Annotated in this window: 16 protein-coding genes; 10 read left to right on the top strand and 6 right to left on the bottom strand. The window is 52.4% G+C overall.

Going from position 1 to position 15,270, the window contains the following annotated elements; all coding sequences use genetic code 11:
* Positions 1–40 precede the first annotated feature (40 nt).
* On the top strand, positions 41–2,002 hold the full coding sequence (locus HV041_RS08450) for a U32 family peptidase (protein WP_121584675.1): 1,962 nt from the start codon (positions 41–43) through the stop codon (positions 2,000–2,002).
* Positions 2,003–2,005: 3 nt separating this feature from the next.
* Here the strand turns inward: HV041_RS08450 and HV041_RS08455 are convergent, their stop codons facing one another.
* From HV041_RS08455 to HV041_RS08470, 4 genes are all read right to left on the bottom strand, one after another.
* On the bottom strand, positions 2,006–2,236 hold the full coding sequence (locus HV041_RS08455) for a DUF2554 family protein (RefSeq protein WP_048211598.1): 231 nt from the start codon (positions 2,234–2,236) through the stop codon (positions 2,006–2,008).
* Between the two features lie 190 nt (positions 2,237–2,426).
* A complete protein-coding gene (locus tag HV041_RS08460) occupies positions 2,427–2,552 on the bottom strand; it encodes a DUF2474 domain-containing protein (protein ID WP_071887343.1) in 126 nt (41 codons plus the stop codon).
* On the bottom strand, positions 2,552–3,562 hold the full coding sequence (cydB, locus tag HV041_RS08465; RefSeq protein WP_048211599.1) for a cytochrome d ubiquinol oxidase subunit II: 1,011 nt from the start codon (positions 3,560–3,562) through the stop codon (positions 2,552–2,554). The genes HV041_RS08460 and cydB overlap by 1 nt, the downstream gene beginning before the upstream one ends.
* Complete coding sequence (locus HV041_RS08470; RefSeq protein ID WP_121584674.1) at positions 3,562–4,965, bottom strand: cytochrome ubiquinol oxidase subunit I; 1,404 nt, start codon at positions 4,963–4,965, stop codon at positions 3,562–3,564. The genes cydB and HV041_RS08470 overlap by 1 nt, the downstream gene beginning before the upstream one ends.
* Positions 4,966–5,090: 125 nt before the next feature.
* Here HV041_RS08470 and HV041_RS08475 point away from each other — a divergent pair, with 125 nt between their 5' ends.
* The 7 genes from HV041_RS08475 to patD all read left to right on the top strand — a co-directional run bounded on the left by HV041_RS08475 (position 5,091) and on the right by patD (position 12,482).
* Positions 5,091–5,282, top strand: a complete 192-nt coding sequence (locus HV041_RS08475; protein ID WP_226814003.1) for a hypothetical protein — start codon at positions 5,091–5,093, stop codon at positions 5,280–5,282.
* A 92-nt stretch (positions 5,283–5,374) separates the two neighbouring features.
* Entirely contained in the window at positions 5,375–6,784 is a 1,410-nt protein-coding gene (locus HV041_RS08480; RefSeq protein WP_061067941.1) for a PLP-dependent aminotransferase family protein, read from the top strand.
* 329 nt (positions 6,785–7,113) lie between these two features.
* Positions 7,114–8,259, top strand: coding sequence for a putative ABC transporter substrate-binding protein YdcS (ydcS, locus tag HV041_RS08485; protein ID WP_048211602.1), 1,146 nt, complete (start codon positions 7,114–7,116; stop codon positions 8,257–8,259).
* A 16-nt stretch (positions 8,260–8,275) separates the two neighbouring features.
* Positions 8,276–9,292 (top strand): ABC transporter ATP-binding protein, encoded by a 1,017-nt coding sequence (locus HV041_RS08490; RefSeq protein WP_048211603.1) that lies wholly within the window; start codon positions 8,276–8,278, stop codon positions 9,290–9,292.
* A complete protein-coding gene (locus tag HV041_RS08495) occupies positions 9,293–10,237 on the top strand; it encodes an ABC transporter permease (protein ID WP_005126750.1) in 945 nt (314 codons plus the stop codon).
* The gene (locus tag HV041_RS08500; protein WP_048211604.1) at positions 10,227–11,033 is read left to right on the top strand and encodes an ABC transporter permease; all 807 of its coding nucleotides are present in this window, start codon (positions 10,227–10,229) and stop codon (positions 11,031–11,033) included. The genes HV041_RS08495 and HV041_RS08500 overlap by 11 nt, the downstream gene beginning before the upstream one ends.
* A gap of 21 nt (positions 11,034–11,054) precedes the next feature.
* Positions 11,055–12,482, top strand: coding sequence for an aminobutyraldehyde dehydrogenase (gene patD, locus HV041_RS08505; protein WP_048211605.1), 1,428 nt, complete (start codon positions 11,055–11,057; stop codon positions 12,480–12,482).
* Positions 12,483–12,671: 189 nt separating this feature from the next.
* Here the strand turns inward: patD and HV041_RS08510 are convergent, their stop codons facing one another.
* Positions 12,672–13,799 carry a multidrug effflux MFS transporter gene (locus HV041_RS08510; protein ID WP_121584673.1) on the bottom strand — a complete coding sequence of 376 codons (1,128 nt, stop codon included), beginning with the start codon at positions 13,797–13,799 and terminating at the stop codon, positions 12,672–12,674.
* A 100-nt stretch (positions 13,800–13,899) separates the two neighbouring features.
* Between HV041_RS08510 and HV041_RS08515 the strand changes: the two genes are divergently transcribed.
* Positions 13,900–14,682, top strand: coding sequence for a helix-turn-helix transcriptional regulator (locus HV041_RS08515; RefSeq protein ID WP_086523845.1), 783 nt, complete (start codon positions 13,900–13,902; stop codon positions 14,680–14,682).
* 121 nt (positions 14,683–14,803) lie between these two features.
* Here the strand turns inward: HV041_RS08515 and yncL are convergent, their stop codons facing one another.
* A complete protein-coding gene (gene yncL, locus HV041_RS08520; protein WP_071828932.1) occupies positions 14,804–14,899 on the bottom strand; it encodes a stress response membrane protein YncL in 96 nt (31 codons plus the stop codon).
* A gap of 192 nt (positions 14,900–15,091) precedes the next feature.
* Here yncL and HV041_RS08525 point away from each other — a divergent pair, with 192 nt between their 5' ends.
* Positions 15,092–15,265, top strand: a complete 174-nt coding sequence (locus HV041_RS08525) for a GhoT/OrtT family toxin (protein ID WP_075551376.1) — start codon at positions 15,092–15,094, stop codon at positions 15,263–15,265.
* Positions 15,266–15,270: the final 5 nt, after the last annotated feature.

Raw genomic sequence — 15,270 nt, forward strand, 5'->3', positions numbered from 1 at the left:
ATAGCCGCCATTTTTACCGCTTGTGGATGGTAACAACTGTATGCGCCAGCAACCTCATCACCTTGAATTGTTAAGCCCGGCCCGGGATACCGCCATTGCGCGTGAAGCCATTTTGCACGGTGCTGACGCCGTTTACATTGGCGGACCGGGTTTTGGCGCGCGTCATAACGCCAGTAACAGCCTGAAAGACATCGCTGAACTGGTGCCATTCGCTCATCGATATGGGGCGAAAATCTTTGTGACGTTGAACACGATTTTGCATGATGATGAGCTGGAACCTGCTCAGCGGTTAATTACCGATTTGTATCACACTGGCGTTGATGCGCTGATTGTGCAGGATATGGGGATTCTGGAACTGGATATCCCACCGATTGAACTGCATGCCAGCACCCAGTGTGATATTCGCAGCGTCGAGAAGGCGAAGTTTCTTTCTGATGTCGGATTCACGCAGATTGTACTGGCGCGCGAACTGAGTCTTGAGCAGATTCACGCGATTCATCAGGTGACGGACGCGACGATCGAGTTTTTCATCCACGGTGCGTTATGCGTTGCTTATTCAGGCCAGTGCTATATCTCTCATGCGCAAACCGGGCGCAGCGCTAACCGCGGCGACTGTTCACAAGCCTGCCGACTACCGTATACCCTGAAAGACGATCAGGGCCGGGTGGTGTCGTATGAAAAACACCTGCTGTCGATGAAAGATAACGATCAGACCGCCAACCTCGGTGCGTTGATTGATGCCGGAGTACGTTCCTTCAAAATTGAAGGGCGCTACAAAGACATGAGCTATGTGAAAAACATCACTGCACATTACCGGAAGATGCTGGATGCCATCATCGAAGAACGCGGCGATCTGGCTCGTTCATCTGCAGGTCGCACTGAGCATTTCTTCACGCCATCTACGGAGAAAACCTTCCACCGCGGTAGCACTGACTATTTTGTAAATGCCCGTAAAGGCGACATTGGTGCATTCGACTCACCTAAATTCATTGGCTTGCCAGTGGGTGAAGTCCTGAAGGTGGCGAAGGATTATCTTGATGTCGACGTGACGGAACCGCTGGCAAACGGGGATGGCCTGAACGTGTTAATCAAGCGTGAAGTCGTGGGATTTCGCGCTAATACCGTTGAAAAAACCGGGCACAATCGTTATCGGGTGTGGCCGAATGAAATGCCTGCCGATCTGCACAAAGTTCGTGCTAACCATCCGCTGAATCGCAACCTTGATCATAACTGGCAACAGGCGCTGACCAAAACCTCCAGCGAACGCCGTGTCGCGGTTGATATTGAATTGAGCGGCTGGCAGGAAGAGTTGATCCTGACACTGACCAGTGAAGACGGCGTGAGTATCACCCATACGCTGGATGGTCAGTTTGAGGAAGCGAACAATGCGGAAAAAGCGTTGAGTAACCTACAGGACGGACTGGCAAAACTTGGGCAGACGATGTACTACGCCCGCAATATTCAGGTGAATCTGCCGGGCGCGCTGTTTGTACCGAATGGTCAACTGAATCAGTTGCGCCGTGAAGCCATCGACATGCTGGATGCCGCGCGTCTGGAAAACTACCGGCGTGGCAGTCGTAAACCTGTTGCCCAGCCGGCACCGGTCTATCCACAGACGCATCTGAGTTTTCTGGCTAACGTCTATAACCATAAAGCGCGTGAGTTTTACCACCGTTATGGCGTCCAGTTGATTGATGCAGCCTATGAAGCGCATGAAGAAAAGGGCGATGTTCCAGTGATGATTACCAAGCACTGCCTGCGTTTTGCATTCAATCTGTGTCCGAAACAGGCGAAAGGGAATATCAAGAGCTGGAAAGCCACGCCGATGCAATTGGTAAATGGCGATGAAGTGCTGACGCTGAAATTTGATTGCCGACCGTGCGAAATGCACGTGATCGGCAAGATGAAACATCACATCCTGAAGATGCCATTGCCGGGCAGCGTAGTGGCTTCCGTCAGCCCCGAAGACCTGATGAAGACGCTGCCGAAGCGTAAAGGCTGACGGTTAACTCATATGGATATCGGGTTTGCGTGATTTCTGCCAGTGGTGGTGCTCGCGAAGATCGGCGGCGGATTCTTCCGCCGTTACTCGCAGCTCATCGCTGTCGGCCGTGTGTCGTAATAGGTGATCGGCATCCTGCACCTGAAGATATTCATGTCCCTGATTAGTAGCGAAAAGCTGACCCGAAAAAAGCGCGCTGGCCAGCAATAACACCGTTAACCCTTTCTTAAACATCATGCACCCTCTGGTACGTTAGCTGCGGAATTGGCGATAATTTCGTCAAGTGACTATTCAATATTTTAATCGGGTTAATGGCAATCTCTGTTTTGCCAATTCGATGTTTTTTACATTTTTGTTTAGTCAACGTTAGGATTTGTTAAAACCGGGAAGCGCAGCGCGACCCGGTTGTTACCGGGGGGGAAAATCAGGACTTAAATCCCGCCGCCGTCATCAGTAAGCGAAAGAATGAACCGACGGCCGCCAGGGCCAGCACGCTGCCGCCCCAGAGAATGATCAGCCACATCAGACGTTTCCAGATTGATTGTTCCATCAATGATACCCCTCACCATGTTGAACTTTGCCGCGGAAAACGTAGTAACTCCAGAAGGTGTACACCAGGATTATCGGGATAATCAGCAGTGCGCCCACCAACATAAAGCCCTGACTTTGCGCCGGAGCCGCCGCCTGCCAAAGGGTAATAGACGGTGGAATGATGTGTGGCCAGATACTAATCCCCAACCCGCTGAAACCGAGAAAAATTAAACCCAGCGTCAATATAAATGGCGGGGCATGGCTATGCTGCTGGCCCAGAGAACGCCACAGCCACAGGCTCATTAGCGCAACCAGCAGCGGCACCGGCATCAGGAACCACAGATTTGGCAGGCTAAACCAACGATCGGCAATGGCACTGTGCGCCAGCGGCGTCCACAGGCTGATAATGGCAATGACAGCCAACATCGCCAGCAGCAGTTTTTTTGCCACACTGCGCATTTTATCCTGTAGCGGGTTTTCGCTTTTCATCACCAGCCATGTTGCCCCCAGCAGGGCGTAGGCCACCACCAGTCCCAGCCCGCAAAACAACGTGAAAGGCGTTAACCAGTCAAACGGACCGCCGCTGTAGCTGCGGCCAGTAACGGAAAATCCGTTGAGGACCGCGCCCACGACCACTCCCTGGGTAAACGTGGCAAGAATTGAACCGCCAAGAAAGGCTTTATCCCAGAATGGTCGATGCGCCGGCGTGGCCTTGAAGCGAAACTCAAAGGCAACGCCGCGAAAAATCAGGCCAATCAGCATCAGGGTGAGTGGGATCGTCAGTGCATCGACAATGACTGCATAGGCCAGAGGAAATGCGCCAAACAATCCTGCACCGCCCAGCACCAGCCAGGTTTCATTCCCATCCCATACCGGTGCGACGCTGTTGACCATCACGTCGCGGTCATCAGCGTCCTGAATAGCGGGAAATAAAATACCGATCCCGAGATCAAAGCCGTCCATCACGATATACATCAGCGTGGCGAACACGATAATAACGAACCAGATAACTGATAAATCAATACCCATTAGCGATGTGCCTCAGCTTGAGAATCGAGGACGGCAGCGGAAAGCGGCCGTGCGGGTGTGCCAACTGGCGGGAGGGTCGGATCATCTTCCTGTGGTCCTTTACGGATCAGGCGAATCATGTAGCTATAACCCACACCGAAGACCGAGCTGTAAACCACAAAGAAGGCCAGCAGGCTGATGCTCATATGCAAATCGCCATGTGCGGAAACCGCATCCGCTGTGCGTTGCAAACCGTAAACCACCCACGGCTGACGGCCAACTTCAGTGGTCACCCAGCCAGCGAGGATGGCAATCAGACCGGAAGGGCCCATCCACAAGGCAAAGCGCAAGAAAGCGCGCGAGGTGTATAAACGCTGCTTATAACGTAGCCACAGGGCAAACGCACCCAACAGGATCATCAGCATGCCTAGCCCCGCCATAATGCGAAACGACCAGAACACCATGGTGGAGTTGGGCCTGTCTTCTTTAGGAAACTCTTTCAGGGCCGGGACCTGTTTATCCAGACTATGGGTCAGGATCAGACTGCCCAGCGCCGGAATTTCCAGCCCATAGCGAGTGCGCTCCTGCTCCATATCCGGCCAGCCGAACAGTAGCAACGGAGTCGGTTCGCCGGGCGGATTTTCCCAGTGTCCTTCAATCGCGGCAATTTTTGCCGGCTGGTGCTTCAGCGTATTCAACCCGTGCATATCGCCAATCAATGCCTGCAGCGGGGCGACGATCAGCGTCATCCACAGCGCCATCGAAAACATGGCGCGAATAGCCGGAGTGTTATTCCCGCGTAATAAATGCCATGCCCCTGACGCCGCAACAAACAGCGCACTGCTCAGGAAGGCGGCAACGGACATATGCAACAAACGATATGGGAATGACGGGTTGAAAATAACGGCGAACCAGTCGACGGGAACGACCTGTCCATTGACGATTTCATAGCCCTGTGGAGTCTGCATCCAGCTGTTGGAGGCCAGTATCCAGAAGGTAGAAATAATTGTCCCCAGCGCAACCATGCAAGTTGCAAAGAAGTGCAGGCCTGGCCCCACACGGTTCCAGCCAAACAGCATTACGCCGAGGAAGCCTGCTTCGAGGAAGAAGGCGGTTAACACTTCATAGGTCAGCAGCGGCCCGGTGATGCTCCCGGCAAACTCAGAAAAACCGCTCCAGTTAGTGCCGAACTGATAAGCCATCACCAGCCCGGACACTACGCCCATACCAAAGTTTACGGCGAAGATTTTCGACCAGAAATGATACAGCGAACGCCAGGTCGGATTTTTGGTTTTCAACCAGAGACCTTCCAGTACCGCCAGATAGCTGGCAAGACCGATAGTAATGGCCGGAAAAATGATGTGAAAGGACACCGTAAACGCGAACTGGATCCTCGCCAGGTGAAACGCGTCAAGACCGAACATGCTTAACTCCGCAGGCAAAATTGATTTGGCGCAATTCTAAGCCCCTGGCGAAATGTGGGGCAGAAACAGAACAGTTCTTTTTAACCATAACAGTTGTGCTGCCGTTATAGGTCGCACGATCTGATATGCAATCTGGTCCCGCATTTGAATTTTACTTCGACGATAATGAGTTTATCCCGTGGTCTGCGGTGATTGACGGTGCTGATGACTATGTGAACATCACCTGTTTATTCGCCTTAAAGCACACCCCGAAAATTGATGCTGTACAGATAGCTGCCCGGGCCTCAGGCAAAGAGCTTTCGCTAACGATGTTGTAAAACTGTTAACTATAACAGTTCTGAAAAAATCGTTATTTATGTAGACTGATATATACAGAGGTTGTCACCGATACCGAATATCAGGACGAAAAATGAAGAAATACCAGCGACTGGCGGAGCAAATTCGCGATCAAATCGCGTCTGGCGTATGGCAACCAGGCGATCGGTTGCCCTCTTTGCGCGAGCAGGTGGCAAGCAGCGGGATGAGTTTTATGACCGTGGGGCATGCCTACCAACTGCTGGAAAGTCAGGGGCGGATCATCGCCCGGCCGCAGTCGGGCTATTATGTTGCCGCGCGCCCCGAACGCGAAGCCGCCGTACCGCAGGTACAGGTCATGCGCGATGAGGCCGTGGATATCAACACCTACATCTTTGACATGCTGCAGGCCAGTCGTGATGCTTCCGTGATGCCGTTTGCATCCGCTTTCCCCGATCCACGCTTATTTCCGCTTCAGCAGCTTAATCGCTCGCTGGCTCAGGTGAGTAAAACGGCTACCGCCATGAGTGTTATCGAAAACCTGCCGCCAGGAAATGATGAACTGCGTCATGCTATTGCCCGTCGATATGCGCAACAGGGAATGACCCTTTCTCCGGATGAAATTGTGATCACCACTGGCGCACTTGAAGCGCTTAACCTGAGCCTGCAGGCGGTCACTGAGCCGGGGGATTGGGTGATTGTCGAAAATCCGTGTTTTTACGGCGCATTACAGGCTCTGGAGCGATTGCGCCTGAAGGCGTTGTCCGTTGCCACCGACGTGAAGGACGGAATCGACCTTGTCGCACTGGAGCAGGCCCTACAGGAGTACCCGGTCAAAGCCTGCTGGCTGATGACCAACAGCCAAAATCCGTTGGGTTTTACACTTAGCGCACGGAAAAAAGCCCATCTGGTCGCATTACTGGAAAAATACAATGTGATGCTGATTGAAGATGATGTTTACAGCGAACTCTATTTTGGCCGGGAGAAACCACTGCCGGCTAAAGCGTGGGATCGAGGAGACAGGGTGTTGCACTGTTCATCTTTCTCGAAATGTCTGGTCCCCGGATTTCGCATCGGTTGGGTTGCTGCCGGGAAACATGCCCGTCGTATTCAGCGACTCCAGTTGATGAGCACCTTATCCACCAGTTCCCCAATGCAGCTTGCGTTGGTGGACTACCTGTCGACCCGGCGTTATGACGCGCATTTGCGACGGCTGCGTCGTCAGTTGGCGGAACGCAAACAGCAGGCCTGGCAAACGTTGCTGCGTCATCTTCCGGCAGAGGTCAAAATACACCATAACGACAGCGGCTATTTTCTGTGGCTCGAACTGCCAGAACCGCTGGACGCGGGAGAACTCAGCACCCAGGCGCTGGCGCACCACATCAGCATCGCACCAGGTAAGATGTTTTCAACCTCGGGGACATGGTCACGTTTCTTTCGTTTTAATACCGCATGGCACTGGGGTGAACGCGAAGAACAGGCGGTTAAACAGCTTGGAAAATTAATTCGCGAGATGATGAAATAAAACTGAATGTGCTATTCAATATAAAAGAATAGCGCATTCTTATTTTAGAAATAGTGAATGTTAAACCCTGATGTTATTTATATCAGGTGCCACCATACGAAATATCAATAGTTCTTCCTGGTGCCACCCTGGCACTTAACTCCTTGTCTATACTCCAGAAGATTAAATTACTTTGCTATAACCCGTGGCGTAATGAGCGTTAGCTCACAACCTGATTAAATTTCCTTGCGCCAGCAGGAACGCTTTCAACACCCCGACTATTTTTAGGAAAGGACATATATTTACGGCAAGGCTGCCGCTCAATATTTTTTCGACAGGAGTAAGACGTTATGAGCAAGCAATTTGCCCTCAGTAGCTTGTGTGCACTCAGTATGACGCTGATGACAGCCCATGCAGCCGAACCCCCAACATCATTAGATAAACCGGAAGGGCGCCTGGATATTATTGCCTGGCCAGGTTATATCGAACGCGGACAAACCGATAAACAATATGACTGGGTTTCGCAGTTTGAGAAGGAAACCGGTTGTGCCGTAAATGTTAAAACAGCGGCCACATCAGACGAAATGGTGAGCCTGATGGCGAAAGGCGGCTATGACCTGGTGACGGCTTCTGGTGATGCTTCACTGCGTCTGATTATGGGCAAACGTGTCCAGCCTATAAATCCTGCGCTTATCCCAAACTGGAAAACTATCGATCCGCGCGTGGTCAAAGGGGAATGGTTTAACGTCGGTGGGAAAGTTTACGGCACTCCTTATCAATGGGGTCCCAACTTGCTGATGTATAACACCAAAACCTTCCCAACGCCGCCAGATAGTTGGAAAGTGGTGTTCGTCGAGCAAAAACTTGAGGACGGAAAAAGCAATAAAGGACGAGTCCAGGCGTACGATGGCCCGATCTATATCGCCGATGCGGCGCTGTTCGTCAAAGCCACTCAACCGCAGTTGGGTATCACCGATCCCTATCAGCTCACCGAGAAACAGTATCAGGCGGTCATCAAAGTCCTGAGCGATCAGCACGCACTGATTCATCGCTACTGGCATGACACCACTGTGCAAATGAGTGACTTCAAAAACGAAGGTGTGGTGGCATCAAGCGCCTGGCCCTATCAGGCTAACGCCCTGAAAGCAGAAGGCCAGCCAATCGCCACGGTTTTCCCGAAAGAGGGCGTCACCGGTTGGGCTGACACCACCATGCTGCATAGCGAAGCAAAACATCCTGTTTGTGCTTACAAATGGATGAACTGGTCATTAACTCCGAAAGTTCAGGGCGACGTCGCAGCCTGGTTTGGATCTCTGCCGGTAGTCCCTGAAGGTTGTAAAGCCAGCCCGCTGCTGGGCGAAAAAGGCTGTGAAACCAACGGCTATAGCTATTTCGACAAAATTGCTTTCTGGAAAACGCCAATCGCAGAAGGTGGAAAATTCGTTCCTTACAGTCGCTGGACGCAGGATTACATCGCCATTATGGGCGGTCGTTAATTCCGCTGGGGGTTTTATGACGTACGCAGTGGAGTTTCATAATGTCTCGCGTCTGTACGGGGATGTTCGTGCAGTTGATGGGGTAAGTATTGCAATTAATGATGGTGAGTTTTTCTCTATGCTGGGGCCATCCGGCTCCGGCAAAACGACCTGTCTGCGCATGATTGCAGGGTTTGAGCAGCTTTCGGGCGGTTCAATTAAAATTTTTGGTAAGCAAGCCAGTGAATTACCGCCCTGGGAACGGGACGTCAATACGGTATTTCAGGATTACGCACTATTCCCGCATATGTCGATTCTCGACAACGTGGCTTATGGGCTGATGGTGAAAGGCATTGATAAAAAGCAGCGTCATGCCAGGGCACGCGAAGCGTTAGATAAGGTTGCGCTCGGCTTTGTCTATGAGCGCAAGCCATCACAACTCTCTGGTGGACAGCGTCAGCGTGTAGCGATTGCCCGTGCGTTGGTCAATGAGCCTCGCGTCCTGCTGTTGGATGAGCCACTTGGCGCGTTGGATCTCAAGCTACGCGAACAGATGCAACTGGAGCTGAAAAAACTCCAGCAGTCTCTCGGTATCACCTTTATTTTTGTCACCCACGATCAGGGTGAGGCGCTGTCGATGTCCGATCGTGTGGCGGTATTTAACAATGGTCGTATCGAGCAGGTGGATTCACCGCGAGAACTCTACATGCGTCCGCGCACGCCGTTTGTGGCGAGTTTTGTAGGTACGTCAAACGTCTTTGACGAAGCGATGTCGGCAAACGTCTGTGGCTTACAGGGGATGTTCTCGCTGCGCCCGGAACACATTCGGTTAAATGATATGGCGGGCGAGGTTCAGGCTCGGGGTGTCATTCAGGCGGTGCAGTACCAGGGGGCGGCGACGCGTTTTGAACTGAAACTTGCCGGTGGTGAAAAGTTGCTGGTGAGCCAGGCGAACCTGACGGGAGAAATGCTGCCGTCGGCGCTGTCGCCGGGTCAGCAGGTGATGGCATCGTGGTCACGGGATGTCATGGTTCCGCTGGTAGAGGAGAGGTGAATGGCTATGAACGTCATACATTCGCCAGCACAGCCGACAAAGCTGAACCGTATCTCGGGGTTCTTCTGGCGTAATCCAGGGCTTGGGCTGTTTTTGCTACTACTCGGGCCGCTGATGTGGTTTGGCATCGTCTACTTTGGATCGTTGCTGACGCTGTTGTGGCAAGGTTTTTACACCTTCGACGATTTCACTATGTCGGTGACGCCAGACCTGACGCTGGCGAATCTGCAGGCGCTGTTTAATCCGGCTAATTACGACATCATTGTGCGAACGTTGACAATGGCGGTGGCGGTGACGATTGCCAGCGCCATTCTGGCGTTCCCGATGGCATGGTATATGGCGCGCTATACCAGTGGCAAAATGAAAGCCTTTTTTTACATTGCCGTCATGTTGCCGATGTGGGCGAGCTATATCGTCAAAGCCTATGCGTGGACGCTGCTGTTAGCGAAAGACGGCGTGGCGCAGTGGTTTCTAACCCATCTCGGGCTGGAGCCACTGTTGACCGCTTTCCTCACCTTGCCGGCTGTCGGCGGTAATACGCTGTCAACATCGGGATTAGGGCGCTTTTTGGTTTTTGTCTACATCTGGCTTCCCTTTATGATCCTGCCGGTTCAGGCTGCTCTGGAACGGCTTCCGCCCTCGCTTTTGCAGGCATCGGCCGATCTGGGCGCGCGTCCTCGTCAAACCTTCCGCTATGTGGTTTTCCCGCTGGCAATACCCGGTATAGCCGCCGGTTCTATCTTTACTTTTTCACTGACGCTGGGTGACTTTATTGTGCCGCAACTGGTGGGACCGCCGGGATATTTCATCGGCAACATGGTGTATTCGCAACAAGGGGCCATCGGCAATATGCCAATGGCGGCGGCATTCACTCTGGTGCCCATTGTCTTAATTGCACTGTATCTGGCGTTCGTGAAGCGTCTGGGAGCTTTCGATGCACTCTGAACGCGCACCCTGGTTACTCAAACTGGCAGCATGGGGAGGGGTTCTTTTTCTGCACTTTCCCATCCTCATCATCGGCACCTATGCTTTTAATACAGAGGAGGCTGCTTTTAGTTTTCCGCCTCAGGGACTGACATTGCGTTGGTTTAGCGTGGCGGCGCAGCGTAGCGATATTCTTGAATCAGTGACGTTGTCACTTAAAATCGCCGCGTTGTCGACAGCAATCGCTCTGGTACTGGGTACGCTGGCGGCGGCTGCGCTGTGGCGCAGGGACTTTTTCGGTAAAAGCGCAATATCGCTGTTGCTGCTGTTGCCGATTGCGCTGCCGGGCATTATTACCGGCCTGGCACTGCTGACGGCATTTAAGACCATCAACCTGGAACCGGGTTTTCTCACGATCGTGGTGGGTCATGCGACGTTTTGCGTGGTGGTTGTCTTTAACAACGTCGTGGCGCGTTTTCGCCGTACCTCATGGAGTCTGGTTGAAGCGTCTATGGATCTTGGCGCCAACGGCTGGCAAACCTTTCGTTATGTCGTGCTGCCCAATCTGGCATCAGCACTGCTGGCGGGGGGCATGCTGGCGTTTGCCTTGTCGTTTGATGAAATCATCGTGACAACGTTCACCGCCGGACATGAAAGAACACTTCCGCTGTGGCTGCTCAATCAACTGGGTCGCCCACGAGATGTGCCTGTTACCAACGTTGTGGCATTGCTGGTAATGCTGGTAACAACACTGCCAATTTTAGGGGCCTGGTGGCTAACGCGTGAAGGCGACACCGTCGCCGGAAACAGTAAATAAACGACGATATGGGAAATTGCTATGCAACATCAATTACTGATTAACGGTGAGCTGGTCAGCGGTGAAGGTGAAAAGCAACCAGTTTATAACCCTGCCACTGGTGAACTTATTCTGGAGATTGCTGAGGCGTCATCCGCGCAGGTTGATGCCGCAGTGCGCGCGGCAGACAATGCGTTTGCCTCCTGGGGCCAAACCACGCCGAAAGTGCGTTCGGAGCTGTTGTTAAAGCTGGCGGACACCATTGCAGATAATGCACAGACCTTCGCTGAGCTGGAATCGCTTAACTGCGGTAAACCACTACATTGTGTGCTTAATGATGAAATTCCGGCCATCGTGGACGTTTTCCGTTTCTTCGCGGGGGCTGCGCGCACCCTGCAAGGACAGGCCGCTGGGGAGTATCTGGAAGGGCATACCTCCATGATTCGTCGCGATCCGCTGGGTGTGGTGGCCTCCATCGCGCCGTGGAACTACCCGCTGATGATGGCGGCATGGAAGCTGGCTCCAGCGCTGGCCGCCGGTAACTGCGTGGTGATTAAACCTTCAGAAATTACCCCGCTGACGGCGCTTAAACTGGCGGAATATGCGAAAGATATTTACCCGGCAGGCGTGATTAACGTCCTGTTTGGTCGTGGTAAAACAGTGGGCGATCCGCTGACCGGCCATGAAAAAGTACGTATGGTTTCACTGACCGGCTCCATTGTGACCGGGGAACATATTATCCAGCATACTGCGCCTTCGATTAAACGCACGCATATGGAACTGGGCGGGAAAGCCCCGGTGATTATTTTTGATGATGCGGACCTTGATGCGGTGGTCAGTGGTGTACGGACCTTTGGGTATTACAACGCCGGACAGGATTGCACTGCTGCCTGTCGAATCTACGCGCAAAAAGGCATCTATGATGCGTTGGTCGAAAAGCTCGGCGCTGCAGTTGCCAGCCTGAAAATCGGCGCACCGAATGATGAAACGACAGAACTGGGACCGTTAAGCTCACAGGCGCATCTTGACAGGGTAGCTAAAGCGGTCGATGACGCGAAAGCGCTCGGACACATTAAGGTCATCACCGGCGGCAAAAAAGTGGAGGGTTCAGGCTACTATTTTGCGCCAACGTTGCTGGCGGGCGCGAAACAGGAAGATGCTATCGTGCAGCGTGAGGTCTTTGGCCCGGTGGTCAGTGTTACCGTCTTTGAAGATGAAGATCAGGTCCTGGCGTGGGCCAATGATTCGAAGTATGGACTGGCCTCGTCAGTCTGGACGCGGGATGTTGGTCGCGCGCACCGACTGAGTGCCCGCCTGCAGTATGGTTGTACCTGGGTCAATACGCACTTCACGCTGGTTAGCGAGATGCCCCACGGCGGGCAAAAACAGTCTGGGTATGGCAAGGATATGTCGGTTTACGGGCTGGAAGATTACACGATTGTTCGCCATGTCATGATCAAGCATGAGTAATATCTTAAGCGCGAGCGGTAAATGGGGCACGGATAGCTAAATATTGGTAAACGTGTGTCTATACTATTCGCGCCACTGGCCTCGTCGCCATCGGACGGCGGTAAGTTGGAAATATCCGCGAGGTCAGGCTAATTTGCACACCATCAGGCCCCGGCACAATGTCGGGGCCTGATTATTTAGGTGATTGTTCTAACGACGGCACAGGCTACATAGCCAGGCGATGAACGCACAGATAGTCAGAACCAATCCCAGTTGCTGCACGATACCCGCTAACCCTAACATCATTCCCAGTAACAGGTAGTAGCATAATCCGAACAGAGCACCTGCGGCCCCGGCCTGTTCACGATAGTGATGCAGAGCCTGACTCAACACATTGGGGATCGCGATGCCATAGGCAACAACAACCCCAGCCACTGGCAACAGAATCCAGACTGAATGCTGTAGCCACCATGCCGCGAGACCAGACAGCAGAGCTAAAGCACAGGCATGGCGCACCAGATATCCCGATGACAAGCCGCTCGTTAACAGCTTGCGATTCAGCAGGCTGCCTGACAGTGACGCGAGGGCAAGCAAGGATCCCGTCCAGCCAAATGTCCTGGAACTCCATCCTAACTGTCCGAAAAGAAACGGGGCCAGGCTGTAGTAGCTGAATAGCATAGTATTCAACAGAGCAACCAGCATGGCATTTTTCCACAGTGTACTGTCCCTCACCATCCGGGAGACCAGTCCCGTTAATTGTGGTCTGCGCGTAGTCTCCGGCCGTGTTTCCGGCAATAAGGCTGCGGTTAACATCAGCAGCAGTATCGCCAGCAATACCAGCGCAGTAAAAACGCCCGTATGGCCGTAAAGACTGACTAACCAACCTCCGCTCACCAGACCAAAAACCGGGCTGATTGCCAGTGCTGCGCCCATAATGGAAAAAATGCGGGACAGTGTTGTTGATTCATAACTGTCCCTCAACATAGTCTGCACCACAACAGACCCGGCGGCCGCGCCAATGGCTGATACCATACGGGCCAGCAGCAAGACGCTGAAATCAGTGGCAATAACCGCCATTACGGAACCCGCTCCGTAACAGAGAAGTCCAGCTACCATTGCCCACCGTCGTCCAATGCAGTCGCTAAGCCAGCCCCATAGCGCAACCCCCACGGCAAAGGCGACAAAATAAACGGAAAGTGTTTGAGCAGCACGTTCACTGCTTATTTGAAAAAACGTGGCGATATTTGGCAACGCCGGGCTGTAAATGGTTTCCACCAGTTGCGGAAACATAATCAGTAATGTGAGAAGCCACAAGGGCGGTCGATGGGTCATATTCATGGCAATATCCAAGAAGCAAAAAACTTGGGGGGATTATTGCTGAATAGAAAATGTCTTATTACCATTATCAGGACTTTATATATCAAATATCGGACAGATGATGAAAATTGCGCCTGATGATGTCTTCGACCCGGATGGTTTTAAGGAAACAGTAGTGGGTATTGCCTCTGATATGGGCGTACATGATTCAGGTCGGCACAGTCATCTTCGCCATCAGTTACTCTTTTCGGCGGCGGGGTGTATCACCATTGAACTGGAAAATACCCTGTGTCTGCTTCCGCCTCGCCGTGCGGTCTGGATCCCCGCGGGTACGGTTCACCGGGCCATCATGCGCGGGGTGATGGCTTATCGGTCATTATATTTTTCAACCATTCTGCCGCCGTTATCCGCATTGCCGCTACAGGTTGTCGAAGTGAACCCGCTCTTTTTTGAAGTCATAGAACGGATGGCATTCTGGCCCTGGCAAATGACAGAAACGCAGCAGGCCAGCCTCATCACTGTTTTTTGTGAGGAAATCAGGGCCGCACGCCGTGAAAACTGGACGTTGCAGTTTCCCTCTGATGTCCGCCTGAATCTGTGGCTGGAAGGGGTTCGAATGGGGACGTTACCGCCCCGACTGAATCAGTTGTCCCGCCTGGTCGGTGCCTGCGAACGGACAATCAGCCGCATCTTTATCAGAGATACAGGGATGAATTATCAGACCTGGCGGCAGCAATTCAGGCTGTTAAAGGCGATGGAGATGTTGGCGGAGGGTGACTCAATCAGCCAGGTGGCGCAACAGCTGGAATTTGTTAGCGACAGTGCTTTTATCGTGTTTTTTCGGCAGCTTACAGGTACGACACCGACCCGCTATCACGGGGGAATAATGCCGCAGAAGGATTAGGGGTGTTACATATTAAGGATAATTTACCGGGCAGTGGCGGAGTGGGAAGATCGTTTACTAATGGCAGAGAGAAGATTTTCTCTCTGCCAGCAGGCGCTGCAATTCATCAAAAAGAGTCACATCAAGCAAACCAGCCGAACCTTACGGAGATCAGGCTGAAAAGTCCTACAGCAGCAAATATATTTATCAGCACCACGGTCTTACTGGAAACATTCATTTTTGCCACCTTTCGTTTTTACCCCTTTGGGTATAGTACGGCTTATAGCTATCCGCAATAGTACGAAATCTGAACATATTGAAAGTGGGCTGTTATTTAGGCGGTTTTTTTAAATAAATGAATAAAACTTGATGTGGGTCATAAAAGAGAGCATATTGCGCGCGATTTTCTCTTCTGGCCTGGATGCCCTAAATGTCTCTGTACCAAAAAATGTTGTTTTTTTATGCGGTAATGGCTGCAATTGCGGCCATTACCACCTGGTTTCTGTCACGTGATAAAAAACGTATTCGCTTTCTGAGCGCGGTATTAGTCGGGGCGACATGGCCGATGAGCTTTCCCGTCGCACTCCTGTTTTCTCTTTTCTGATGGCG

The organism is Citrobacter sp. RHBSTW-00029 (assembly GCF_014104295.1).
In the GTDB taxonomy this organism is placed as follows: Bacteria; Pseudomonadota; Gammaproteobacteria; order Enterobacterales; family Enterobacteriaceae; genus Citrobacter; species Citrobacter youngae.

Bases quoted from the DNA above. Each gene is read 5' to 3' on its own strand.
- HV041_RS08460 (WP_071887343.1), bottom strand. From the start codon at position 2,552: ATGGAACAATCAATCTGGAAACGTCTGATGTGGCTGATCATTCTCTGG.
- HV041_RS08515 (WP_086523845.1), top strand. From the start codon at position 13,900: ATGAAAATTGCGCCTGATGATGTCTTCGACCCGGATGGTTTTAAGGAA.
- yncL (WP_071828932.1), bottom strand. From the start codon at position 14,899: ATGAATGTTTCCAGTAAGACCGTGGTGCTGATAAATATATTTGCTGCT.
- HV041_RS08470 (WP_121584674.1), bottom strand. From the start codon at position 4,965: ATGTTCGGTCTTGACGCGTTTCACCTGGCGAGGATCCAGTTCGCGTTT.
- HV041_RS08500 (WP_048211604.1), top strand. From the start codon at position 10,227: ATGCACTCTGAACGCGCACCCTGGTTACTCAAACTGGCAGCATGGGGA.
- cydB (WP_048211599.1), bottom strand. From the start codon at position 3,562: ATGGGTATTGATTTATCAGTTATCTGGTTCGTTATTATCGTGTTCGCC.
- HV041_RS08495 (WP_005126750.1), top strand. From the start codon at position 9,293: ATGGCTATGAACGTCATACATTCGCCAGCACAGCCGACAAAGCTGAAC.
- HV041_RS08455 (WP_048211598.1), bottom strand. From the start codon at position 2,236: ATGTTTAAGAAAGGGTTAACGGTGTTATTGCTGGCCAGCGCGCTTTTT.
- HV041_RS08480 (WP_061067941.1), top strand. From the start codon at position 5,375: ATGAAGAAATACCAGCGACTGGCGGAGCAAATTCGCGATCAAATCGCG.
- HV041_RS08510 (WP_121584673.1), bottom strand. From the start codon at position 13,799: ATGAATATGACCCATCGACCGCCCTTGTGGCTTCTCACATTACTGATT.
- HV041_RS08490 (WP_048211603.1), top strand. From the start codon at position 8,276: ATGACGTACGCAGTGGAGTTTCATAATGTCTCGCGTCTGTACGGGGAT.
- HV041_RS08525 (WP_075551376.1), top strand. From the start codon at position 15,092: ATGTCTCTGTACCAAAAAATGTTGTTTTTTTATGCGGTAATGGCTGCA.
- HV041_RS08450 (WP_121584675.1), top strand. From the start codon at position 41: ATGCGCCAGCAACCTCATCACCTTGAATTGTTAAGCCCGGCCCGGGAT.
- patD (WP_048211605.1), top strand. From the start codon at position 11,055: ATGCAACATCAATTACTGATTAACGGTGAGCTGGTCAGCGGTGAAGGT.
- ydcS (WP_048211602.1), top strand. From the start codon at position 7,114: ATGAGCAAGCAATTTGCCCTCAGTAGCTTGTGTGCACTCAGTATGACG.
- HV041_RS08475 (WP_226814003.1), top strand. From the start codon at position 5,091: ATGCAATCTGGTCCCGCATTTGAATTTTACTTCGACGATAATGAGTTT.